The following is a 24218-nucleotide window of genomic DNA, read 5'->3' as shown; positions in this document are numbered from 1 at the left end:
ACAAAGGGCACACGGAGCGTGTCGCCCGACCGGGTCGATCTTTCTGGGCTCCGATCCGGCCTCAGGCCGCGCGCCGGGCCGCCTCGAGGGTCAACCCGGTGCCCACGGAGCCGAAGGTGTCGCCATCGACCACGCGGGCGTTCGGGACGCCGGCGGTCAGGGCGGCGCGGACATGGGGCAAGCCGGTGGAGCCCCCGGTAAGGAACAGGGCGTCGATCCGGTCGGCCGTGAGGCCGGCTTGCGCGAGGCATCGGTCGATCCGCTCGGCGATCCGCCGCGCGAGTTCGTCCGTATGGACGACGAGGCCCCGCCGGTCGATCTCGGCCTCGAGCCCCGCCTCGACCCAGTCCAGGGCGATCCTGCCCTGACCGGCCTCCGAGGTCGCGATCTTGGCGCCCTCCACCTCCATCGCCAGGGAATGCCCGCGCTCGGCTTCGACGACGGTGTGGAGCCGCGCCAGCAGGTCGGGACGCCGCGCGTCGCGGCGGACCTCCTCGATCTCGCGCAGGGTCTTGGCATTGTAGAGCCGGTTGATGCTCGACCAGGTGGCGAGGTCGTGGAAATAGCCCGTGGGGACATCGATATCGCCCCGCGTCATCGCGCTGCCGAGGCCGAGCAGCGGCATCACCGTGCCGAGGCTCAGCCGGCGGTCGAAGTCGGTCCCGCCGATGCGCACCCCGTCATTGGCCAGGATATCGCCGCTGCGATCGGGCTGCGCATGCCGCTCCGGCGAGAGGCGCACGATGGAGAAGTCCGAGGTGCCGCCGCCGATATCCGCGATGAGGGCGATCTCCTCCGCGCGGACCTGCTGCTCGTAATCGAGGGCGGCCGCGATCGGCTCGAACTGGAACGAGACGTGGCGGAAGCCGATGCTGGTGGCGATCGCGCGCAGGGCCTCCTCGGCACGGGCATCGCCCTCCGGATCGCCGTCGACGAAGTGAACCGGGCGGCCGTGGACCACGGTATCGAGGACGCGGCCGGTCTCGGTCTCCGCCCGCGTCTTCACGGCCGCGAGGTAGCGGGCGATGACGTCGCGGAACTTGATGCGCTCGCGCCCGACGGGGGTCGTCTCCTCCAGGAGGGACGAGCCCAGCACCGACTTGAGGCTTCGCATCAACCGGCCCGGCGTTCCCTCGAGGTACTCGGCCATGGCGGCCCGCCCGACGAAGGGCGCCTGCCCCGGCGGAAAGAAGATCGCGCTGGGGATCGTGACGTGGCGCCCCTCCAGGGGCACGAGCTGCGGGCGCTGTCCGGTGACGAGGCCAAGGGTGGTGTTCGAGGTGCCGAAATCGAGGCCGCAGGCCGCCATGAGGATCTCCGGACGTCAGGTCCGCTGGTGGAGGGGCCGCCGGCCTACAGGCTGACCCGCGTCCGGTCCACCGTCCGTGAACCCGAAACGACGGACCGCGCCCGCGCGAGGCGGTCGGCGAACCGAGCCGGGCGGCGGTTTCGGCGACGGCCTCGCCGCGCGCCGGTGCACTTCGGCCGCCGCCGCGAGCCCCGCGCGGACAGGGCGGCGATCGCCCGGCGCAGGCGTCTCAGCCCTCTCCGAGATACCGGAGCCGCAGGTGAGCCATGAAGTCCTCCGCGCCGAGGGGTTTGCCGGTGGCGGCGACGAGCAGGCCGTCGGTCTCGAGCAGGGAGCCGCGGGCGTGGACGGCCTCGCGCAGCCATCCGCGCAGGGCCGTGAAATCGCCCCTGGTCAGATCGGACGGCAGGCCCGGCCTCTGGTCCCGAGCCGCGCGGAACAGCTGCGCCGCCGCCATCGCGCCGAGGGTGTAGGTCGGGAAGTAGCCGAAGCTTCCGCTCGGCCAGTGGATGTCCTGCAGGCAGCCCAGCCGATCATCGGGGGCGGTGAGGCCGAGGAGATCGCGCAGGCCGTCGTTGAAGGCGCCCGGCAGGTCGGCGAGCGCCAGATCGCCCGCGATCATCGCGGTCTCGAGTTCGTAGCGCAGGAGGATGTGGGCCGGATAGGTCACCTCGTCCGCATCGACCCGGATGAAGCCCGGCGCCACGCGCGTGTAGCACCGGTAGAGGTTCTGCGCGCTCCAGGCGGGTCCCTCCCCGCCGAAGGCCTCCGCCAGGATCGGCGCGAGATAGGCGCAGAACTCACCCGAGCGACAGGCCTGCATCTCCACCAGCAGCGACTGGCTCTCGTGCAGGGTCATGCCGCGGGCCGTCCCCACCGGCTGGTGATGCCACGCGGCCGGCAGGCCCTGTTCGTAGAGGGCGTGGCCGGTCTCGTGCAGCACGCCCATCAGGGCGCCGGTGGCATCGGCGGCATCGTAGCGGGTGGTGATCCGCACATCGTCGGTGGCGCCGCCGCAGAAGGGGTGGAGGCTGACGTCGAGCCGGCCCCGCTCGAAATCGAAGCCGACGGCGCGCATCAGCCGTTCCCCGATCGCCTTCTGCGCCTCCACCGGGAACGGGCCGGTCAGGGGCAGCGGGGCCGGCTCCCGCGCCTGACGCGCCTGAACCGCCGCGATCAGATCCGGCAACGCAGCGCGCAGGTGGGCGAACACCGGATCGATCGTCGCGCGGCGCATCCCGGGATCGTAGCCGTCGAGGAGGGCGTCGTACGGATCGAGGCCGAGGGCGGACCCCTTCGCCGCGCCGACCTCCCGCTGCAGGCGCAGGGTCTCGCCCAGGGCCGGCGCCAGCATGGCGAAATCGGCGCGCGCCCGCGCCTCCCGCCAGATCATCCCCGACTGGGACGACGCCTTCGAGCTCGCCGCCACGAGATCGGCCGGAACCGCGGCGGCATGCAGATAGGCCCGGCGCATCTCCCGCAGGTTCGCCCGTTCCCACGGCCCGAGGCTCGCGACGTCGTCGAGGGACCGGGCGATCAGGTCGCCGGTCTCCGGGGCCGTCAGGATCTCGTGGCCGATGACCGCAAGCTGGGCGAGCTGCTCGGCCCGCATGTCGGCCGCACCCGCGGGCATCAGCGTCTGGCGGTCCCAATGGAGAAGCCCCGCGGCGTCCCCGAGGGCGCCGAGGCGCGCGAAGCGGGCGGAGAGGATCGGATAGGTCTGCATGCTGGCTCGAAGGGACCTGCTGGATCGTGGCCTGGGCACGGAGCGTGACCGAGAACCGCTGGGACGTCGGTCCGGGGTGTCACGCACCCGGCCGCGCGGCGAGACCGGAGACGCGAATCCCACCATGGCGGCCACCCGGTTGCAAGGCCGGGCCGCGCGATCGCGCAGCTCCGGCGCCTCGCGCCGAGCCGAGACATCGGACGCCCCGCAAGACTGGCCGCCGGCCCGGCCAGACCAGATCTGGCCCGGCCTGGGCAGTTAAGACGGTGTTAGCGGACTCGGTCCACTTTGAGCGACATGGAACCCGTGCTTGTCCCGCTCAGCGACGACTCCGCCGCCTTCGATTTCAGCGCATTCCCGCTGGCGCCGAGCGGCGCGGCGCCCGCGACCTCCCGGGCGGCGGCTGTCCCGGACGTGCCCGCCCGGATGCTGGCCGGAACGTCGGCCGGCTCACGGCCCCATTCCCTCCACCGGACGCTGCTTCCCTGGATCGGCGGTCAGGTCGCTGCGGCCATCGGTCTCGGCACCTGCCTCGCGCAGGCGATGCCGCCCGTCTCCGCCAAGCCGTTGCCCACCGACGAGATGGCCTTCGCCCTGCGCGTCGGCGATCCGGCGGAGTTCACGGGGCCGGTCCCGAGTGCGATCCGGGACGGCTTTCATCTGCGCCTCGTCTCGAGCGACTAGATTTCCCTCGTCTGCCTGAGGCAGCGGGAGCGCGACGGGTCGCGGACTTTCGACGGAGGAGACGCGGGCTTCAGTCCTCGTCGGCGCGTCGCTGCCGGCGCAGGGCTTCCCAATGGGCCAATCGCTCGGTGTAGCGCTGCTCCATGCCCCGATCCGTGGGATCGTAGAAGTGCTGGCGCCCGAGCTTTTCCGGCCAGTAATCCTGGCCCGAGAAGGCGTCGGGCTCGTCGTGGTCGTAGCGATACCCCTCGCCGTAGCCGATCTTGCGCATCAGCTTCGTGGAGCCGTTGAGAATGGTGCGGGGCGGTGGCAGCGAGCCGTGCTCCTTCGCCACCCGCGTGGCGGCCTTGTAGGCCTCGTAGACCGCGTTCGATTTCGGCGCGCAGGCGAGGTAGACCGTGACCTGGGCCAGCGCCAGTTCGCCCTCCGGCGAGCCGAGGAAGTCGAAGGCGTCCTTGGCGGCGGTGGCCACCACGAGGGCCTGCGGGTCGGCCAGCCCGATATCCTCCACCGCCATGCGCACGAGGCGGCGGGCGATGAAGAGGCGGTCCTCGCCGCCGTCGAGCATCCGGCAGAGATAGTAGAGCGCCGCGTCCGGGTCGGAGCCGCGCACGGTCTTATGCAGGGCGCTGATGAGGTTGTAGTGCCCCTCCTGCGACTTGTCGTAGATCGGCGCGCGGCGCTGGATGATCGCCTGCAAGTGCTCCGCGTCGAAGGTCTCGCCCGGCTTGGCCGAGCGCCAGACCTCCTCGGCGAGGGTCAGCGCGGCCCGCCCGTCCCCGTCGGCCATGCGGACCAGGACCCCGCGGGCCTCCGCGTCCAGGGGAAGCGGCTGGCCGGTCAGCGCCTCCGCCCGCACCAGCAGCTTGGCGACGGCCGCGTCGTCGAGCGCCCGGAAGAGGAGGACGCGGGCGCGGGACAGGAGGGCGGCGTTCAGCTCGAAGGACGGGTTCTCCGTGGTGGCGCCGACCAGCGTCACCGTGCCGTCCTCCATCACGGGCAGGAAGGCGTCGAGCTGCGCCCGGTTGAAACGGTGGATCTCGTCGACGAAGAGCAGAGTGCCCCGCCCCATGGCCCGGCGCCCGCGCGCCGCGTCGAAGACCTTCCGGAGTTCCGCGATGCCGGAGAAGATCGCCGAGATCTGCTCGAAATGCAGGTCGGTCTCGTGCGCCAGGAGCCGCGCCACGGTGGTCTTGCCGGTGCCCGGCGGTCCCCAGAACACCAGCGAGCCGAAGGAGCGGGCGTTGAGGAGCCGGGTCAGGGCCCCGTCGGGGCCGGTCAGGTGCTCCTGGCCCACCACCTCGGCGAGGGTTTTCGGGCGCAGGACATCGGCGAGAGGGCGGGGGGCGGCGTTGGCCAAGCCGGCGGAGGCGAACAGGTCGGACATCGGCGCATCAAAGACGCGGGCGGCGCCGCTTAGCAATCGAACCGTCGCACCTGTCACCAGCGATCCGGCGCATGGCCCAGGCGCGGTGCTCCGCCTCCGCCAGAAGCGCCCGGCGGAAACCGACGTCGGAGATGGGTCACCTACATGCGAAGGGGTGTTCGCTTTTGGTCTTGCCGCAGCACCTCCTCAGATACCTTGGGATCGAGGTCGCCGAAGGTGTTGTAGAGGTCTTCCACGGCGGCGAGCTGCGCGACGATCGTCTTGTCGAGTCGGAGGTTTTTCGCGGCAATCGCCGAAAAGAGCGTATCGGCCGCCAAACCGTACTCGCCCGCTGCGATGAACGAGCGAATGTCCGTCGCATCGTGGTTGTCCAGATCGCCCTCGATGGCCCCGAGGATCCCTGCAAGAATCTCGGATTTTGGGTGAAGGACTTCGATCATGACGGAGCACCAAGTTGTCTAGAGAGGGAATCCCGTGATGACCCGGCCGTTCCCGTCGACGACCACCCTGACATGAACGCCCGATCGCACCCCTTCGACGATCAGGCGGCCCTGGTAACTCGGCCGCTTCATAAGCGTCGGATCCAGAGCGATCTCGGAAATCATATCCATGATCGTCTGATCCGACCATGATCGTGGAAAGTATGACTTTCCGGGTTTTCCGGTTCGTGGTGAGTGACCACCTCCGCTTGCGTCCCCGTGAAGGATATGGGCGGCGCGTTCCGCCGTGATGTTCGAGGGCAGCCTGAGCGACACGCCCATCTCCGGCATCCAGCGGACCAAGGGCAGCCCGCCGAAATCAACTACCGGTTGTTTCTATCCGCGGAGGTTCGCTGGGGCAAGCGGTGCGCGGGAGGCGCGGAGCTTCGAATTCGCTATCCCCCGAACATCGAGGTCATGACCTCGCCGCCGCGGTTGATCGAGACCTCCCACATGTTGAGGCTGTTGCGGGTGATCCGTTCCAGGTCCTTGGTGGTGGCGATCGGCATGCCGTTGATGGCGACGATCATGTCGCCCTTCTGCAGGCCTGCGCGCGCGGCGACCGAGCCTTCGTCGATGCTGGCCACCGCGACCCCGTCCGACGGGAAGTCGGCCTGAAGCTCCTCCGCCACGGCGGGGGACGTGTTCACGAGGGTCGCGCCCAGGAAGGGCGAGCGGGTGCGCACCTTGAGGGTGTCGCGCGGACGCGTCTCCGGTGCGGGGCCGAGCTTCACCGCCACGGTCGAGCGCCCGGTGCCGCGCAGGATGCCGAACTGGGTCTGGCCGGTGAGTCCCTTCAGGGCGAAGCGGTAGCCGAAGGCTTCCGGGTCGTCGACGCTCTTGCCGTCCACCGTGAGGATGAGGTCGCCGCGCTTGAGGCCGGCCTCCTCCGCCGGACTCTTGGCCTGGAGGCTCGCCACCAGCACGCCGGTGGGGTGATCCAGGCCCATGCTCTCGGCGATGTCGGGCGTCACGCTCTGCACGCGGGCGCCGAGCCAGGGACGCCGCACGGCGCTCGCCCCGCCCTTGGCGGTCTCCACCACGGCGCGGACCATGCTGGCGGGGATGGCGAAGCCGATGCCGTGGCTGCCGCCCGATTGCGAGTAGATCGCGGTGTTGATCCCGACCAATTGGCCCTGGAGGTTGACCAGGGCACCGCCCGAATTGCCGGGATTGATGGCCGCATCGGTCTGGATGAAGAACTGGTAGTCGGAGGAGCCGACCTGCGTGCGCGCCAGCGCCGAGACGATGCCCTGCGTCACCGTCTGCCCGACCCCGAACGGGTTGCCGATCGCCATCACGAAGTCGCCGACTTCGAGGGACTCGGAGTCGCCGAAGGCCATCGGGCTCAGCCCGCCGGACGGGCTCTTGATCTTGACCACGGCGAGATCGGTGCGGGGATCGCGCAGGACGATGGTGGCTTCGAACTCGCGCCGATCGGCGAGCGCGATGCGCACTTCGTTCATATTCTCGATGACGTGGTTGTTGGTGATGACGAGGCCGGATTCGTCGACGATCACGCCGGAGCCGAGGGACTTCTGGGCGCGTTCGCCCGGCGCGCCGCCGCGCCCGCGTCCCGCGCCGTTGTCACCGAAGAAGCGCCTCATGAACTCGTCCATGGCGCTGCGGCTCTGACCGCGCGTGTCCACGTGCGAGGCATAGACGTTCACCACGGAGGGGGCGGCCCGCTTCACCACCGGGGCGAAGGACAGTTGCACCTGGCCCTTGGCGAGGGGCACCACCTTCTCCGGCGCCCCCGGCTCGGGGACCGCCGGCGACTTCATCATCTGCGCCGTGGCGGGCGCGGCGGCGAGCGTCGCGGTCAGCAGCGGGACGAGCAGAAGGGACGTGCGCGGCATGGGAACTCCCGGGACGAGGGCGCGGCGGCCCTGCCCCGGTCTGGGACGGCGCCGCGACGGATTCCCGGATATCTAGACGCGTCGAGCCGCCGGCGCGAGGGGCGCCGGAGCCGGATCTTTCAGCGCCGGCCGATCGTGCCGGTGAAGCGGCTCGCCCGCTTGGCGAGGGCCGCGAAGCAGCTCAGCGACGCGTCGGCGGCGCGCTGCATCTCGGTGACCTGGAGGCGGATGGCATCGGCCGGGGTCTTGGCGCCCGAGAGAGCCTGCCAGTGGGCCACCGCCGCGGCGCCCTCGCCGCGAAGATAGGTGAGCACGGTGGTGTTCACCTCGCCGAGTTCACCCATCACCTCGGAGATCCGCGGCGACTTTGCGAGGTCCGCGAGCTTGCCGAAGGAAGCCTGGGAGCCTTCGAGGACGGACCGCGCCGCCGGCAGGGGCTCGGCCATGGTCGCGGGCAGGGTCTGAGCGATGGTCTCCACGGCGTCGGTCGCGACTTCGACAGCGTCGGCCGCGGCCTGGACCGTCTCCCGCCCGCCTTCGCCCGGTGCCGCCGTCTCTTCCGGGACCACGGTGAGATCCTCGACGCGTTCGGAGGTCTCGGTCGTCGCGGTGGCGGACTCGGTCACGACCGGGACCGGCGTGCCGTCGCTTCCGGCTGCCGCCGCCAGAGCGTCCGGGGACACGCCTTCGAGGAGCGCGTCATGGAGGTTCGGCGCATGGTCCGACCCCGATGGATCGTTCGGGTCACCCATCTCGACGGCCTGCACGGTGTCGATGTTCATCGGTCCATCCTCCTGGCTGCCGGCGGTCTGCGGGAGCGCTCCGGCTCGGTCCTGCGCTTTGGAGGGGGGTCTGCGCCGTCTTGCCATGGCTTCTGTCTCCTTGCCGCTTCGAGGGGAAGAATAACCCGAAACGGCGGGATGTCTGCGGGGCGCCGCGCGGGCGGGCGGCACCCCGAGGCGCTGAAGGGGGCCGGCCGCGCGTTTCGGGCCTTCGGCCGGGTTCAGGCGGAGGGGCGCAGGGTGTTCTGAGCCAGGGCGCCCAGATCCTTGGCCTGGGCCTGCAGGGTGGCGATCTGGCTGCGGATGAATTCGCCCTGCAACGCCATCGCCTCGCGGACGTCGCGGGTCCGGACCAGCTTCTGGGCGAAGTCGAAGGTCGCGGCGGCATTTTCCTGAGCCTGGTCGAGACCCTTCGCGACGACGGTCTGCATCGACTCCTGCACCGACTTCGACGTCGTCTGCATCTGCTCGGCCGTCTTGACCGCGGTTCCGATGAAGGTGCTCACGGCGGTGCGGGCCTGATCGACGCTCTTCTCGGCGAAGGCGCGCATTTCGGCGGGGATTTCGAAGGTCTGACCGGTCATCTCGCTTCTCTCCAGGCTGCACCGACTCGTTCGATGCATCGCGGGAAATCTATGTTGCGATGCAACATGAACGTCAAGATCATCGGTCCGGAAAGATGCAGAATTTTGCCAACTTTCTGCGCCGCCTTCAAGCGGCCGAGGCAGCCGCGTCCGCGGGCAGCCGTTCGACGGCCCGGGTTGCGAGAATGCGTTCGTAGACTGCGATCAACGCATCGGTATGAACCCCCAGCGTCATCGGGCTCGCCCAGTAGCGGGCATGCGCGGCGGCGCCGAGGCTGGCCGTGCGTGCGTCGTCGTGGAGCGTCGCGGCCGCCCGGGCCCAGGCCTCGGGCTCCGGCGAAACGGAATAACCGTTCACCCCGTCGAGGACCTTCTCGGACGCTCCGGATCGGTTCGAGGCCATCGCCGGGATGCCGTTGGCCAAGGCCTCGTAGACCGTCAGGGGCCCGGTCTCGTACCAGCGGGACGGCGCGGCGATCGCCCGGGCCCGGCGGCGCAGGAGCGACCAGACCGCGTCCGGCGCCTGCCAGCCCACGAGTTCGACCCCTGGGCGCGCACGAAGCTCGTTCTCCAGGGGACCGGTGCCGACGAACAGGGCCGGAAGCCCGGCGGCCCGCGCGGCGTCCGCCACGAGGTCGACGCCCTTCTCACGGGTCAGGCGGCCGACATAGGCCAGCGCATCGCCCCGTGCCGGATCGGCCGGCACCTGCTTCGTGACGCGCACCGGATTGTCCACCCGGTGATGGGTGACCGCCAGACCCTCCAGGAGCGTACCCATCCGCGCCACGCTCGCGTCGCAGACATGGATGATGTCGAGGCGCTGCCGCTTCAGGGCCGCGCGCAGGGAGACCGAGCGGCCGATGCGCACCAGCTTGTGGAGCCGGCTCCGGCCGTCGCAGGGCGCTGCGAGGCAGGCGGCCGAGAGAGGCTTCAGAGCACAGGGCTCGGCCTGATCGAAGCGGTAATAGACCCCGTTCGGGCAGGCCAGGAAGTAGTCGTGCAGGGTCGTCACGACCGGGAGACCCCGCGCGAACAGCGCCGGGAAGACGCTGGGCGACAGGCTGCGCGTCCATTGGTGCAGATGGATCAGGTCCGGCCGCACCGGCAGCGCGTCCAAGGCGGCGCCGAGACGGGCGGCGGCCTCCGCGTCCCAGAGCCCGTTGAGCGCGGCGCGATGCGCCGGACGCTGCCAGATGTCCGTGTTGCCGAGGCCGATCCGGCGGATGCGGGGATGGTCGAGGAGGTCATCCACCGGCCCGTCGATCGCCTGGATGTAGGTCACGTCGAGTCCGGCCTCGGCGAGGCCCCGTGCCGATTCGACGGCCACCTTCTCGGCACCGCCGCTCGCCACCGCGAATTCCGCCAACACGACGATCTGCATGGGAGGTCCGAGACTGTGCCGATGCCTGAGGAATTCGCAGCGGACGACCCGACGACCACCGCAAGAACCGGGATTTACCGGAGATCAACGTACGTTCGGTAAAGATCGGGGAAGACCTCGTCGTTGGCCGGGACAGTTCACCATGCACCTCGTCCTTGTCGTGGACCACGCCTTCATCAACGGCGGACAGGCCAAGGTGGCCCTGGATGCCGGCCTCGGGCTGCGTGCCCGCGGCCACAGCGTCACGGTGTTCGCCGCCGTCGGCCCCGCCGACCCTCGCCTGGAGGCGGCCGGCATCCGCGTGGTCTGCCTCGGCCAGGACGACATCGGCACGACCCGGAACAAGCTCGCCTTCGCCGCGCAGGCGATCTGGAACCGTCCGGCCGCCCGGCGCCTGGCGGAGGAACTGCGCGGTCTCGACCCGCGCGACACCGTGGTCCACGTCCACGCCTTCGCCAAGGCGCTCTCGCCCTCGATCGGGCGCAGCCTCGCGGCGTCCGGACTTGCGCTGCTCTATACGATGCACGAGTTCTTCCTCGTGTGCCCGAACGGCGGCTTCTACGAGTATCCGGCCGCCCGGATCTGCCACCGCACGCCGATGTCCCCGGGCTGCCTGACCACGAACTGCGACGCCCGCAGCTACCCGCGCAAGCTCCTGCGGGTGGTGCGCCACCTCGCTCTCGAGCACGTGGCCGGCCTTAAGGCCCTGTTCCCGCACATCGTCACCCTCAGCGCCCTGCAGGAACGGGTCGTCGCCCCGCATCTGCCGAGCGCGACCCACTTCCACCGGGTCGACAACCCGATCGCGGTGGCCAACGCGCCCCTCCGCTCCGGGGCGCCGGGCGATTTCCTCTTCGTCGGGCGCATCTCCACCGAGAAGGGCGCGCCGATCTTCGCCGAGGCGGCCCGCCGCGCCGGCGTTCGCCCGGTCTTCGTCGGGGACGGGCCGGCCCGCGCCGACCTCGCGGCGCGCTATCCCGAGGCCGTGATGCTGGGCTGGCGCGACGAGGCCGGCGTCCAGGCCCTGATGCGGCAGGCCCGCGCCCTCGTCTTTCCGAGCGTCTGGTACGAGGGACAGCCCCTCACGGTCTACGAGGCCCTCGCCTGCGGCGCGCCGGTGATCGTCAGCGACGCCTGTGCCGGCCGGGAGGCGGTGGAGGACGGCGAGACCGGCTTCTGGTTCCGCTCCGGCGACCCGGACTCGCTCGCCGCGCATCTCGTGCGACTCTCCGACGACGGCCTCGCCGAGCGCATGAGCCGGGCGGCCTACGAGCGCTACTGGGCGGCACCGCTGACGTCGGATGCGCATCTCGACCGGCTCACGCAGGTCTACGACTTCGTCCTGCGCGAGGCCCGAACCGCGGGCGCGCCGGCCGGCCGCGTCGCCACGCGCTCTCAGCTTCCGGCCGTATCCTGAGACAGCGGCCGAGATCCATCGACCGCGATGGAATGGCCCGATACGGGATGTCTCAGACCCGGGTGGGCGTTCTGGCCGGCCTGTCGACCCTTGGGTGGACCGATCCGGTCATCGGGCCCGGTTCCCCCATGGAAACCCCACGCGCCCCCGGCGTTGTTTCGGACGATGTGCCGAAGAAGGCGCTGAATCCCCGAACCGAAGGAGTGCCCGCATGGCCGATCACCAGAAGACACCGGAGAGCGACACGATCTCCACCACGGGCCAGGCCGCCCCGAAGGGGTCGGACAAGAACCGCCCCGAGAACCAGAAGGGCGAACTCGACGCGCGCCTCGACGAGGCGCTGGAGGAGACCTTCCCGTCGAGCGATCCCGTCTCGGTGAAGGTGACCAAGTAGCGCGACCTCGACGACACCCTCTTTGAATACCGGAACGCCGGGGCGTCGGATCGCCCCGGCGTTCCGGCGTCGGAGTGCGAGGCTCAGGCGGCTTCGAGCAGGCGGCGGGCGATGACCTGCGCCTGGATCTCGGCGGCACCCTCGAAGATCGAGAGGATGCGCGCGTCGCAGAGCACGCGGCTCACGGCGTATTCGAGCGCAAAGCCGTTGCCGCCATGGATCTGCAGAGCGTTGTCGGCCGCCGCCCAGGCCACGCGGGCGCCCAGAAGCTTGGCCATGCCGGCCTCGAGATCGCAGCGCTTGCCCTCGTCCTTCTCGCGAGCCGAGAAGTATGTGAGCTGGCGGGCGATGTTGATCTCCACGGCCATCATGGCGATCTTGTCGGCCACGCGGGGGAAGTTGATCAGCGCCTTGCCGAACTGCACCCGGTCCTCGGCGTAGCGCAGACCAAGGTCGAGGGCGTTCTGCGCCACACCGATGGCCCGCGCCGCCGTCTGGATGCGCGCGGATTCGAAGGTCTGCATCAGTTGGGCGAAGCCCTTGCCCTCGACCTCGCCGAGGAGGTTGCCGGCAGGGACCTCGAAGTTGTCGAAGGCGAGTTCGTACTCCTTCATGCCGCGGTAGCCGAGCACATGGATCTCGCCACCGGACAAGCCCTGGACCGGGAACGGCTCTGCGTCGGTGCCGCGCGGCTTCTCGGCGATGAGGAGCGACAGACCCTTGTGGCCCTTCTCCTCCGGCTTGGTGCGCACGAGACAGGTCATGATGTCGGCGCGCACGGGGTGCGTGATCCAGGTCTTGTTGCCCGAGATCTTCCAGACGTCGCCGTCCTTGACCGCCTTGGTGCGCAGGCTCGCGAGATCGGAGCCCGTGTTCGGCTCGGTGAACACGGCGGTCGGCAGGGTGTCGCCCGAGGCGATGCTGGGCAGGAAGCGATGCTTCTGCTCTTCGGTGCCGCCGCACAGGATCAGCTCGGCGGCGATCTCCGAGCGGGTGCCGAGGGAGCCGACGCCGATATAGGCGCGCGACAACTCCTCGGAGACCACGCACATGGAGATCTTCGGCAGGCCCATGCCGCCGTACTCCTCCGGGATCGTCAGGCCGAAGACGCCGAGCTCGGCCATCTTGGTGACGATCTCCATCGGGATGTAGGCGTTCTGGCTGTGCCACTCGTGCGCGTGCGGCACGACCTCGGCGAGGCCGAAGCGACGCATCTCGGAGCGGATCGCCTCCATGTCCTCGTCGAGACCGGACTTGCCGATGGTGGCCGAGCCGCCGTTGTCACGGATCCGGGCCACGAGGGCAGCCCGGTTCTCGGGGGTGTTACCCTCGGCGATCAGGGTCTCCACCGCTTCGATGCGGAACTTGGCGACCTCGCGCGCGCCAAGGCCGAGGGAGCCTGTCGGCCGCACCATCTCGCCCTGGCTCATCGGAATGCCCGAGAACATCTGGTCGAGGTACTCGCCGAGACCGATCCGGACGAGGAGGCTCTCGGTCTCGCCGAACTCTCCACTCTCCGTCAGACGCTGCGCGTACGCGCCGAGCTCACGCACGCCCTCGGCATAGGTCGCGATCCAGGCGAGACCATGCGTGGCGTGCTGCTGGGTCTCCATCTTCTCGGCCGAGATCTTGCCCTCGTCCGACAGGATCGTGGCGCGCACGCGCCGCGTGGCCTCGGCGACGAGACCCTTCGCGGCCTCGGCGGCCTCACGGGCCAAAGTCACGAGATCCTGCGGTTCAGTCGAGACGACGGGAGAGGCTGACATGGCAAACTCGCTGGCAAAGGAACGATACTTTGCAGTCCATTATAGGCAGGTTTGTCACGGCTGTAGAGGCGTCTCGCCGCACTGCGGCACTATCCCGCCTGAATTCATTATCCGTGGGCGTGAAAAACCCTGATTTCTCTTTCCTAACCAAGGGGTGATGAATTTTATTGAGATGCTTCTCAAAGAAAAAGTCACCGCCGCACCGGCGGGGGCTCATCCGCGACTGGCCAGAGCGACACCGAGGGTAGCGATGGCCATGCCACCCATCTGGACCGGCGCGAGCGACTCTCCGAACAGGAGGTACGCCATGACGGCCGAGACCGGCGGTACCAGGAACAACAGCGACGCGACACCCGCCACGGCGCCGCGCTTAATCAGCATCAGAAGCAGGAGGATGCCACCGACGGAGTTGACGAGGACCGACCAGGCAAGGCCGAGCCAGAGGGGCGTGGAAGCATCGAATCCACCCGTTCCGAACAGGAGGGCGATTGGAACGGCAAGGAGTACGGCGCCCGCGAACTGAATGGCGGCATTGCTGAGGAGATCCGCACCAGCCCCATGTCGCTTCTGCCAGAGGGTTCCGCCGGTCATCGCCACCATCGCGAAGAGGCAAGCAGTCAGGGCCGGAACCGGGATGCCGGCAGGATCCGAGGCGCCGATCTTCGGTGCCAGGACGAGAAGCGCACCGGAAAAGCCGATGCCGATACCGAGCCAGCGCCGCCGGCTCACGGACTCCCCAAGGACGCGACCTGCCAGGCTCGCGGTCAACAGGGGCTGCAGGCTGCCAACGAGGGCAGCGATGCCGGACGGCAAGCCATGCTGCACCGACCAGAACACGCCGATGACGTAAACCCCCTGCATCAGCACGCCGGCGAACGCGGCATGGAGCCAGCCGGTGCGGTCGCGTGGCCAGCGAGCTCGGAGCAGGAGTGCCAGGGTCGCCAGCACCAGCGCGACGGCAACGACCCGGATTGCCACGAAGGTGAAGGCCTCGGCATGGGGAGCCACGAAGCGGGCCGCGACGAAGCCCGTCGCCCAGATCAGAACGAACAGGGCGGGGACGAGGAACGGAGCGGGCGCGGGCATGATGGCGGCCACGCATCACAGGGTCGCGATAAATTCAAGCGGGTAGAGCGCCGCCTCGCGCACAGCACGTTGCGCGAACCGGTCGCGTGACGTTTAGAAGACACGCCCGCCTGCCCCGTTCGAGGACGAACCCCCGCCCCGTGAGACGTCTCCGCAAACCTTTCGAGATCGCAGGCGTCGCCGCCCAGCGTTTCGTCGCCCATGACGGCTGGGCCATCGCCAGCCACATCGCCCTCTCGAGCCTGACCGCGCTGTTTCCGTTTCTCATCCTTCTCGCCGCCCTGGCTGGTCTGTTCGGCACGAAGTCGCTCGCCGACGAGGCCAGCGTCCTCATCTTCGATGCCTGGCCGCGCGAAGTGGCCAAGCCCATCGTCAATGAGGTGCACCGGGTGCTGACCGAGCAGCGCGGAGGCGTGCTGACCCTGGGTGCCTTGCTGGCGCTTTACTTCTCCTCCTCTGGGGTCGAGAGCCTGCGGGTCGGGTTGAACCGTGCCTACGGCCTGCGCGAGGTACGGCCCTGGTGGCTGACGCGTCTCGAATCCATCGGCTATGTTGTCTGCGGTGCCTTCGCCATGCTGGCCTTCGCCCTCTTGGTGGTGCTTGGCCCCCTGATCTGGCGCAAAGTCATCAACGTGGCGCCGGGGCTCGAGCCCCTCAGCCTGACCGTCGCGATCGGACGGATCGGAATCACGGCCTTCCTGCTCCTCACCGTACTCGTGATCGCTCATAAGTTTGTTGCGACAGGGCGCCGCTCCGTCCTGGCGGTGGTCCCCGGAATCGCGGTGACCTTGCTGCTGTGGTTCCTGGCCGGCCTCGGTTTCGGCTACTACCTCGACCGCTTCTCCAACGCCTACGCCTCCACTTATGGCGGCCTCGCCACCGCGATGGTGTTCCTGGTCTTCCTGTATTGGCTGGCCGCGATGTTCCTGTTCGGTGGCGAGATCAATGGCACCGTCATTGCAGCGCGACGCGTGCGGCTTCAGGCGCGGATGCAGGAGAAGCAGGCCCGGGCTCGGGAGCTCTGAGTCTGTACTGCTTCATCTGCGCGCAGGGCGCGCGATGACATCCGCCTGTGACCCTGGCGGCCTAGTGTCCCGGTTCGGGCACGGGCAGTGATGGCGCAAGCGGCGGCGCGGCGGCCGGCCCGGGAGAGCTTCGATGCTGATCAGGTTCGGTTGCAAGATGGGCTATGATTTTCCGCAGCCGACGCCCGTCATCGCCCGCCTGAACTCCTATCCGGTGAACGGCTTGGCTGCCGTACCGCCGGACGTGCTCACCCTCGATCCACCGCTGCCCCTGCGCACCTTCCGCGATGTCTTCGGCAATCGGACCGTGCGCTTCATGGCTCCCGCCGGTGCCCTGACCCTGAGCGTGCATGCGGAGACGGAGGACGACGGCGCCCTCGATCCGGTGGTGCCGGAAGCCGAGGAGCACGCGGTCGAGGATCTGCCGGAAGAGGCGCTGCCGTTCCTCGTAGCGAGCCGCTACTGCGAATCCGATCTCCTCTCGAGCGAGGCCTGGCGGCTGTTCGGGGACCTCGAGCCCGGCTGGTCGCGGGTGCAGGCGATCTGCGACTACGTCCACGGACACATCACCTTCGGCTATGGGTATGCCCACGTCGACCGCACCGCTGCCGATGCCTTCGCAAGTCGGCGCGGCGTGTGTCGCGACTATGCTCACCTGTTCGTCGCCTTCTGCCGGGCCCTGAATATCCCAACCCGCTACTGCACCGGCTATCTCAGCTTCATCGGCGAGCCCGAGCCGCATGCCCCGGGGGACTTCGCCGCCTGGACGGAGGTCTATCTCGGTGGCGCCTGGCACGTCTTCGACCCGCGCAACAATGCTCCGCGCCGAGGCCGGATCCTGGTGGCCCGTGGGCGCGATGCGGCGGACGTGCCCCTGACCCATACCTTCGGACCGAACCGCCTGACGAAGTTCCGGGTTTGGGCGGAGGACGGCGCGACGTCCGCCGCGGCGGATTGATCGCCTGCACCTGAAGACGCCGCATCGAGCGGGACGCGGATACCGTTCAGACGCAAGCGCAGCGTGAAGCCATAACTTTCAGGGTGCCGTCTAAGTCCTTGGCAAGACAACCAAAAGCCCTCGTCCAAGAACCGGCGAGGGCTTTTGGCTGTTGATTTGCGCTGCGCGGATCACGCCGCGAGCGGCATGCCTTGCGGCTCGGACCCCGCCATGAACTGGGCTCGCGCGAGATCGGCGAAGCGTCCGTTCTGAGCGACGAGCTCGTCGAAGCTGCCCGATTCGACGATCCGGCCCTCATGAAAGACGAGGATGCGGTCGGCGTTACGGATCGTCGCCAGGCGGTGGGCGATGACGAAGGTGGTGCGACCTTCCATCACGGCCTCCAGGGCACCCTGCAGCTTGCGCTCAGTGGTGGCATCGAGGGCCGAGGTGGCTTCGTCGAGGATCAGCACCGGCGGGTTCTTGAGGAGCGCGCGGGCGATGGAGAGGCGCTGGCGCTCGCCGCCGGAGAGCGAGCGTCCGCGCTCGCCGATCACCGTATCGAGGCCGTCGGCTTGGCGGGCCATGAACTCGGTGGCCTGAGCCCGCTCCAGGGCGTCGAGCATCTCGGCATCGGTGGCGTCCGGGCGGCCGACCTGCAGGTTCTCGCGGATCGAGCGGGCGAACAGCATCGGCTCTTGGAACACAACACCGATGTTGTGGCGCAGGCTGGACAGTCCGATGTCGCGGATATCGCTGCCGTCGATGCGGATGGCGCCGTGGTCCGGGTCGAAGGCGCGGTGCAGAAGGCCGAGCGTGGTCGACTTGCCCGAACCGGTGGTGCCGACCAGGGCGATCGTCTCGCCAGCCCGGGCTATGAAGGAAACATCTTCCAATGCCTTGCGGCGAGCGTTGTACGAGAAGCCGACGCCTTCAAAAGCGACCTCACCGTCGAAGCGCGTGACGTGCTGGGCACCCGGACGGTCGTGGACCGCTGGTGTGGTGTCCAGGATTTCGAAGAACTCGTCGATCTTGGGCATCTGCTGGAACAGGCCGTTGATGCAGGTCGCAACCTGGTCGAGGCGCGAGACCAGCATGGTCGCGAGGCTCATGAAGGCCACGACCTCGCCGACGCTGGCCTGACCGTGCTGGTGCAGGGCGATGCCGGTGATGAAGATCGCCGTCATGGTCAGGGTCGCGGAGGCGCGGGTGGCAACGTTGGCAAGCGCCCACCAGGACAGAACCGGGATCTGCGCGGCGAGCAGGTTGCGGATGATGTCGTGCATCGCGTCCTTCTCGGCCTTGGCACGGGTAAAGGATTGGATGACGGCGACGTTACCCAGCGCGTCCGAAGCGTGCTCGGCCAGGCCCGACTGGTAGGCCTCGACCCGGCCCTGCAGGGTCTCGGTACGACGCATGACCATCGTGGTCAGGGTCGTGAAGGCCAGCACGAGCACAACCAGGATCGAGCCGAGCTGCCAGTTCACGAACAGGGTCATCGGCAGAAGGACGATCAGGGAGACGAAGGCCACGAAGTGATCGCGGAAAAAGCCGAGCCAGAGCCAGAACATGCCGTTTGAGCCCTCCAGCATCGCCTTCAGGACGCGACCGGAATGGTTCGAGGAGTGGAAGGCGAGCGGCAGCTCGAGCACGTGCTCGAAGTAGTTGGCCATGGCGGTCAAACGGTTGCGGTGGGCCAGCCGGTCCGCGTGCAGGGCGATCGTCACGCCGGCCGCGATGGTGAACAGGCCGAAGGCCACCCAGGCGCCGATCAGGGGCGCCAGCGTCGTGAAGGCGTTGGTGCTGCTCTTGAGGTGGGTGAGCTGGTCGATGATGCGGCCCATCAGAAGCGGCTCGGCGAACGCCGCCACCGCCAGGGCCACATTGGCGCAGGCCAGGACCGCCGCCAGACGGCGGTCGGAGCCCAGAAGACCCATGACCCGTACGTAAAGACGAACCAACGACATGATACCGTGTGCTCCGATCCCTGACCGGGTTGCGCGAACGCGTCCCGGCGGAGGCCGCCAAATCCTTGGCGTTGCGTGCCTTATGCGGAGCGCTCCCTGAACGGTGCATGACGCGAACCCCTCGGGTTTGGCCAGAGTCCGGCGGTGTTTTTTACGGTTCGTTCAACCTGAATCCGTAACGGTGGGGACGGCGCCTCGTCGTGCGGCGCCAACGCGGCATGCGGGCAGCCGCACAGGCTCGAGTGATCATGGATCTCGCAACCGGTATCGGCCTCGTCGGCGGCTTCGCCGTCGTCTTCGTCCTGATCATGATCGACGGCGGCAACTTTGCCGCCTATTTCGACAAGCACGCCGTCATCGTCATCTTTGGCGGCGCCACCGCCGCGACGATGATGCGCTTCCCCTTCTCGACGATGATGCACGGGCTCCCGATGGGCCTGCGCTACGCCTTCTCGATGCGCGCCATCAAGCCACGCGACCTCATCGAGGAGATCACCAAGATAGCCGACGTGGTGCGGAAGTCCGGCCCGATGGCCTTGGAAAACATGGAGATCTCCGATCCCTTCCTGGCCCAAGGGGCACGCTACATCGCTGATGGTTATGACCGCGAGTTCATCCGGGACACCATGGAGCGCGACCGCGACAACTTCCTCATGCACCTCGACGAAGGCTCGAAGATCTACCGCGCCTTCGGCGACTGCGCCCCGGCCTGGGGCATGATCGGAACCATCCTCGGCATGGTGACGATGTTCGCCAACATGTCGGACCCCTCGAAGCTGGGCCCGGCTATGGCGACTGCCCTCCTCGCCACCCTCTACGGCGCCCTGATCGCCAACATGATCACCCTGCCGCTCGCCGACAAACTCCACGTGAAGCTGGAGGAGGAGGATGTGTCGCGCTCGCTTATCATCGACGGCATCCTGCTCATCCGCGACGCCAAGAGCTCCTCCCTGGTGCGCGAGATGCTCATCGCCTACCTCCCGCACAACCACCGCGACGAACTCGTGGCCGAGCCGGCGTGATGGCGCGCACCCGCATCACGCGCGACGGCGCCGATGGCTAAAAAGAAGCGCGGCGGCGCGCATGGCGGCCACGGCTGGTTCGTGACCTTCGCCGACCTGATGGCGCTTCTCATGAGCTTCTTCGTGATGATCGCCGCCTATTCGACCCAGGACCAGAAGAAGATGCAGGCGGTGGCCGGCTCCATGCGCGACGCGTTCGGCGTCAACAAGGAGTCGCGCTTTGCTGGCATCATCGAGAAGGACGGCCTCGCCCACGCCGACAAGGTCAAGTACAAGCGCGACATTCCCCCTGACCTTGCCTCCGATCACACCACCCCGCCCGCGGTCGACGGGAACGTTGACGAGGGTATGCCGGACAAGGGCTACCCGGACGGCGCCGGTCTCGCGGCAGCGAGTCTGCGTCAGGCGTTGCAGGACATGCCCGAGGTCGCCGAGCTGTCGAAGAACATCATCGTCGCCCCCTCGCAACGCGGGATCGACGTGTCGATCGTCGACCAGGATGGCGCCTCGATGTTCCCCGATGGATCGAGTCGGCCCAATGCCCGTACCCGACGCCTCTTGGAGCGGATCGCCGGGACCTTGCGCAAGATGCCTAATCGCATCGCCATCACGGGCTACACTGCGACGGAGAGACCCGGAACGCGACTTCTCGCTCCGCCTTGGGAGCTTTCGGCCAATCGCGCGATCAGCGTGCGCGAGATCCTGGCCGGCAGCGGCGTACCCGATGACCGTTTCGCATCCGTGACCGGGAAAGCCGATACGGAGCCGCTGTTTCCGGACAATCCCTACCTCCCGGCCAATCGCCGGGTGACGGTGACGCTCCTCAGCGAAACGTCACCGACGCCTCGCATGAAGAACTTTCCCTGAGCCGCCGAGCCTGCGCCTCGTGCACCGTCCGGCCTGACGGCTGGCTCGATCGAGAGGCGTCATCGGCAACGGAAAAGTTTTTCTCGCCCAGCCATCCGGGGAGGCCTCCCTCCCCCCACCCCCCGGAAAACGCGCTCGCAGTCTGACGTCCGGTGGCTGTGCCAGCTTCCGGCCGGGACAGGCTATCCCTGGATAAAGCCTACTGTGCCAATAGGAGGGCCCAATAGACCTTGTACTTCGATCTTGGTGCGTAGGCGGTGGCGATGCCCATACGCTGCACACCGGGCGCAAGCATCGCTGCGTTGTGTGCCGGACTATCGCGCCACCCGGAGAACGCCTCGGCCAAGGTGTGATACCCGGCCGACAGGTTGGCCTCTGCTGACTCGAAGCCGAGCCGCTCGACGGCATTCTTGACGGTCTGAGCCCGGCTCGGTCGATCGGCGGCGGCCATGGAGGCCGCCTCCGCCTCCGCCAGCTTCTGCAATTCAGGATCAAGGCGCAGGGGCCCTGCGCCGTTTCGCGCGCGGTAGGCCGAGATCATGTCACGTGCAGTCGCCGTATCGACCTGCGCCGACTGCGTCGTCATCGGCCAGTAGAGGCTGGGAAGCGTAGAATTTACAGGCTCCGGGGTAGCGCAGCCGGTGAGCAGAGCCAGACCGCCGGCCATCATGCCGGCTCCGAAAATTAGTACCGTCCTCCGCCCCACGCCTCGGTCTCCCTACGCACCGTGTCAGCTCCCCGCGCGCCGCCTCCCCGCCTCCGCGGAGCGCATCGGCTCGGCCTCGTCGAGCCGGTCCTCAACGCGCTGCGGCGCGGTTTGGTCTCCGGAGCGTTGCGGTTGGGCGAACGCGCTGGCGATCTGCCCTACGGCGCTCTGGAAAGAATCCAAGCCTTGCACCGTGACCACGCTGGACCCCGGCCCGAGGGCGGGGATCATTCCAGCCTGCGACAAGGTCTGAAAGACCGTAAGGTTCAAATCGTTCTGCACTTTCAAGCCAAGACTGACGTCGACGATCATGACGATCAGCTCGAATTCCAGGAAGGGATCGCCGATCTTGCGGAAGACGACGCGGGGCGGCGGTTCCTTCAGCACGTCCGGTTGGGCTTGAGCGCAGCCCATCAGGAGTTCGGCCGCGTGAACGGGGTCCTGGTTGCGCAGAACGCTGACCGTGATGCTGACGCGGCCGGTCCGATCGCCACGGACCCGGTTCTTCACAATACCGGAGATCAGGTTCGAGTTCGGCACGATCACAGCCGAGCGGTCGAAGGTCTGAATCTCGGTGGAACGCACCGAGATGCGTTTCACGATGCCTTCGCTGTCTCCGATCAGGACCTGATCGCCGACGCGGATCGGGCGCTCCCAGAGAAGAAGCAGGCCTGAGACGAAATTGTTGACGATGGATTGGAGACCGAAGCCGATACCGACCGAGAGGGCACCGGCCACGATGGTGAGTTTCTCCAGGCTCAGGCCCAGGTAGGAGAAGGCCAGCGCCAGGGTTAGTAGGAAGCCGATATAGCCCGCGATCGTCGAGATCGAATTGCGCAGGCCTGCGTCGAGGTCGGTGGCCGGCAGGTAGGTCTGTTCGAGCCAGCGCTGGATCGCCCGCGTCACTGCCATGCCGAGGAGCAGGAGACCGATGGCGAGCGCGATCGTGGAGAGCGAGATCGTGACGTCGCCGACCTTGAAGCCGAAGAAAGCGCTGCGAACCGAGCTGAACACGTCGGTCGAGTCGAGGCCCCAGGGCGCCAGGGCAAGCAGCGCGGCCACGAGGACCAGTACCACTCGCGCGAGGCCGGTCGCCAGCACGGCGATCTGATTGATCGAGCGCTTGCGCAAGCCGGTATTGGCCTGGAGCGCGGTGGCGATCTTGGTGTCGTCGCAGAGCGTCCCCCCGATGAAGGTGTCGGCGCTGGAGATCAGCAGGAACAGCAGGACGAAGAGCCCCGCCGTCCAGACGAGCTGGTCGATGACGAAGGCCGCGAAGGCCACGTAGCCGACGAGGGGGGCGATGGCGATGACCACCACCGCCGCCCAGCCGAGAAGCCGCGCCGGGCCGCCGATCCCGGTGGTCGCCTCCGGCGCCACGTAGGGGCCGAAACACGCCTCCTCCTGCTCGGCCGAATCGGCGAAGCGATGCAGTCCGATGGCGAGGATCAGCGCTGTGGCGAGCGCGCCGATGCCGCGCGTGGCGATGGAGATGGGCAGCGCCGCCGAGATCCCCGAGTTCAGGGCCTCGATCGACTTGACCACTGTGATGACGATGGCGATGCCGACGGCCAGACGGGTCACCCGCGCAGCGGCGGCGTCGCTCATGGTCGCGACGCGCCAGGACGGCTTGTCGGGTGAGAGCAGCGCGTCGGCCAGGGCCTCCACGAAGGCGATGAAGGCGAGGCCACCGAGGATGGCGCCCGCCACCGGCAACAGGCGCAGGGGTAGGAGATCGGTGGCATCGAGGGCGTAATAGACCGCGTAGCTGCCGATGAACGCCGGGATGGTGCCGAGGAGGAACACGCGCCAGGCCGCGAGGAGCTTCCGGCGTTGCGAGGGGTCGACGGCCTTGGCATCGCGCCGGCCGAGGCGTGGGGCGATGTTGCGACGCCCGAAATACAGGGCGATCGAGATACCGAAGGCGATCCCGAGCAGCAGCAGGTTTCCGATGGTGCCGTTGCGGGCGAACAGGGCCGCCGTATCCTCCACAGCGCCTTGCAAGGCGCGTCCGTCGCGTGGGATGTCGGCCGCGATCCTCATCCACAGGTCGGGATTCACGAGGGCGGTCGATCGCTCGAACAGGCCGCGAGTGAAGGCCGCGCGACGGCGGTTTGAGACCTGATCGACGATCTGGTCACTCTGGACCAGGAGGGAGCGGGCAAGTCGCTGGGTCTCGTCGATCTCCGCGACGGCGTGCTCGCGCTCCGTCCGCTCGCGCGCCACGTCCTCGCCCTCCTCACCGTCCTTCGGCTTCGGACCGAGCTGTGTCAGCCGCTCGCGGGCCGCATCGAGGCGCGGGGTGGTGATGTCGATGACGTGACGGATCTTGTCCGCGATCACCTCGATGCCTTCGCGGGCGCGGGTCAGGTCGCCGCTCCCGATATTCGGTCCGGTGAGGATTTTTTCGCGCTGCTCCAGATCCGCCTTGGCGCTGTCGAGCTGGTCGCGGACGTTTTGGATCTGCTCCGAAACGGCCGGCTTCGGGGCCGCCGCTTTGGGGGCCGGCTTGCTATCTGCGGGGGCTGCTGGCGCAGGGGCCGGGGCAGCCTTCGTCGGGGCCGCGGCGGGCGGCGCCGTGGGCGTGCCCTGCCCCACTGCGCCCGCAGGAGCCAGGACGAGGACACCCAGCCAAGCGGCGATCAGTGCCGCACCTCGGGTGCCTCGGGTCGTCTGGCCTCTCGGGATACCACCCATGATGATCCTTTCGCGCTGCGCCGTCGCGCGGTTCTGGCGCGCTGTCGCGCCTCGCCTCGTCGGGCCACTGGCAACCCGCATGCCCGAACTGGACGGGTAGAACCTGCACCACTCGGAAGCACGGGGAGCGACCGGAAACCGCC

General features: G+C 68.4%; 20 protein-coding genes. 7 read left to right on the top strand and 13 right to left on the bottom strand.

Going from position 1 to position 24218, the window contains the following annotated elements; translation table 11 throughout:
- Positions 1-61: 61 nt before the first annotated feature.
- Positions 62-1309, bottom strand: coding sequence for an Hsp70 family protein (locus tag ASF18_RS05635; protein ID WP_056350065.1), 1248 nt, complete (start codon positions 1307-1309; stop codon positions 62-64).
- 229 nt (positions 1310-1538) lie between these two features.
- Positions 1539-3035 carry a carboxypeptidase M32 gene (locus ASF18_RS05630; protein ID WP_056350062.1) on the bottom strand — a complete coding sequence of 499 codons (1497 nt, stop codon included), beginning with the start codon at positions 3033-3035 and terminating at the stop codon, positions 1539-1541.
- 297 nt (positions 3036-3332) lie between these two features.
- Here ASF18_RS05630 and ASF18_RS05625 point away from each other — a divergent pair, with 297 nt between their 5' ends.
- The gene (locus ASF18_RS05625) at positions 3333-3719 is read left to right on the top strand and encodes a hypothetical protein (protein ID WP_056350060.1); all 387 of its coding nucleotides are present in this window, start codon (positions 3333-3335) and stop codon (positions 3717-3719) included.
- 70 nt (positions 3720-3789) lie between these two features.
- On the opposite strand, the gene ASF18_RS05620 is transcribed toward ASF18_RS05625, so the two are convergent.
- From ASF18_RS05620 to ASF18_RS05595, 6 genes are all read right to left on the bottom strand, one after another.
- Entirely contained in the window at positions 3790-5106 is a 1317-nt protein-coding gene (locus tag ASF18_RS05620; RefSeq protein WP_056350058.1) for a replication-associated recombination protein A, read from the bottom strand.
- A 140-nt stretch (positions 5107-5246) separates the two neighbouring features.
- Positions 5247-5546, bottom strand: a complete 300-nt coding sequence (locus ASF18_RS05615) for a hypothetical protein (protein ID WP_056350056.1) — start codon at positions 5544-5546, stop codon at positions 5247-5249.
- 434 nt (positions 5547-5980) lie between these two features.
- Positions 5981-7444, bottom strand: coding sequence for a Do family serine endopeptidase (locus tag ASF18_RS05610; RefSeq protein WP_056271721.1), 1464 nt, complete (start codon positions 7442-7444; stop codon positions 5981-5983).
- Positions 7445-7563: 119 nt separating this feature from the next.
- Entirely contained in the window at positions 7564-8226 is a 663-nt protein-coding gene (locus ASF18_RS05605) for a hypothetical protein (protein ID WP_056350055.1), read from the bottom strand.
- A gap of 221 nt (positions 8227-8447) precedes the next feature.
- On the bottom strand, positions 8448-8810 hold the full coding sequence (locus ASF18_RS05600; protein ID WP_056271717.1) for a phasin: 363 nt from the start codon (positions 8808-8810) through the stop codon (positions 8448-8450).
- A 127-nt stretch (positions 8811-8937) separates the two neighbouring features.
- Positions 8938-10191, bottom strand: coding sequence for a glycosyltransferase (locus ASF18_RS05595; RefSeq protein WP_056350052.1), 1254 nt, complete (start codon positions 10189-10191; stop codon positions 8938-8940).
- Positions 10192-10333: 142 nt separating this feature from the next.
- Here ASF18_RS05595 and ASF18_RS05590 point away from each other — a divergent pair, with 142 nt between their 5' ends.
- Positions 10334-11608: a glycosyltransferase family 4 protein gene (locus ASF18_RS05590; protein WP_056350049.1), complete on the top strand. Its 1275-nt coding sequence runs from the start codon at positions 10334-10336 to the stop codon at positions 11606-11608.
- A 211-nt stretch (positions 11609-11819) separates the two neighbouring features.
- Positions 11820-12002: a hypothetical protein gene (locus ASF18_RS05585; RefSeq protein ID WP_056221130.1), complete on the top strand. Its 183-nt coding sequence runs from the start codon at positions 11820-11822 to the stop codon at positions 12000-12002.
- A gap of 83 nt (positions 12003-12085) precedes the next feature.
- On the opposite strand, the gene ASF18_RS05580 is transcribed toward ASF18_RS05585, so the two are convergent.
- On the bottom strand, positions 12086-13768 hold the full coding sequence (locus ASF18_RS05580) for an acyl-CoA dehydrogenase family protein (RefSeq protein WP_056350047.1): 1683 nt from the start codon (positions 13766-13768) through the stop codon (positions 12086-12088).
- 213 nt (positions 13769-13981) lie between these two features.
- Positions 13982-14854, bottom strand: a complete 873-nt coding sequence (locus ASF18_RS05575; RefSeq protein ID WP_056350120.1) for a DMT family transporter — start codon at positions 14852-14854, stop codon at positions 13982-13984.
- 140 nt (positions 14855-14994) lie between these two features.
- Between ASF18_RS05575 and ASF18_RS05570 the strand changes: the two genes are divergently transcribed.
- Positions 14995-15879, top strand: coding sequence for a YihY/virulence factor BrkB family protein (locus tag ASF18_RS05570; protein WP_056350045.1), 885 nt, complete (start codon positions 14995-14997; stop codon positions 15877-15879).
- Between the two features lie 133 nt (positions 15880-16012).
- Entirely contained in the window at positions 16013-16837 is an 825-nt protein-coding gene (locus ASF18_RS05565; protein WP_056350042.1) for a transglutaminase family protein, read from the top strand.
- A gap of 170 nt (positions 16838-17007) precedes the next feature.
- Here ASF18_RS05565 and ASF18_RS05560 read toward each other — a convergent pair whose 3' ends face one another.
- Complete coding sequence (locus tag ASF18_RS05560; protein WP_056350040.1) at positions 17008-18783, bottom strand: glucan ABC transporter ATP-binding protein/ permease; 1776 nt, start codon at positions 18781-18783, stop codon at positions 17008-17010.
- 248 nt (positions 18784-19031) lie between these two features.
- Between ASF18_RS05560 and ASF18_RS05555 the strand changes: the two genes are divergently transcribed.
- Both ASF18_RS05555 and ASF18_RS05550 read left to right on the top strand, forming a co-directional pair.
- Positions 19032-19805: a MotA/TolQ/ExbB proton channel family protein gene (locus ASF18_RS05555; RefSeq protein ID WP_056221112.1), complete on the top strand. Its 774-nt coding sequence runs from the start codon at positions 19032-19034 to the stop codon at positions 19803-19805.
- Positions 19806-19838: 33 nt separating this feature from the next.
- Positions 19839-20672 (top strand): flagellar motor protein MotB, encoded by an 834-nt coding sequence (locus ASF18_RS05550; protein ID WP_056271697.1) that lies wholly within the window; start codon positions 19839-19841, stop codon positions 20670-20672.
- Between the two features lie 199 nt (positions 20673-20871).
- Here the strand turns inward: ASF18_RS05550 and ASF18_RS05545 are convergent, their stop codons facing one another.
- Positions 20872-21342 (bottom strand): CAP domain-containing protein, encoded by a 471-nt coding sequence (locus tag ASF18_RS05545; RefSeq protein WP_056350038.1) that lies wholly within the window; start codon positions 21340-21342, stop codon positions 20872-20874.
- 60 nt (positions 21343-21402) lie between these two features.
- Positions 21403-24075: a DUF3772 domain-containing protein gene (locus ASF18_RS05540; protein ID WP_082487118.1), complete on the bottom strand. Its 2673-nt coding sequence runs from the start codon at positions 24073-24075 to the stop codon at positions 21403-21405.
- Positions 24076-24218 lie beyond the last annotated feature (143 nt).

The sequence above is a fragment of the Methylobacterium sp. Leaf89 genome (genome assembly GCF_001422215.1).
Classification (GTDB): Bacteria; Pseudomonadota; Alphaproteobacteria; order Rhizobiales; family Beijerinckiaceae; genus Methylobacterium.
The sequence above is the reverse complement of the archived record's forward strand: the minus strand, read 5'-3'. Positions and strand labels throughout refer to the sequence as shown.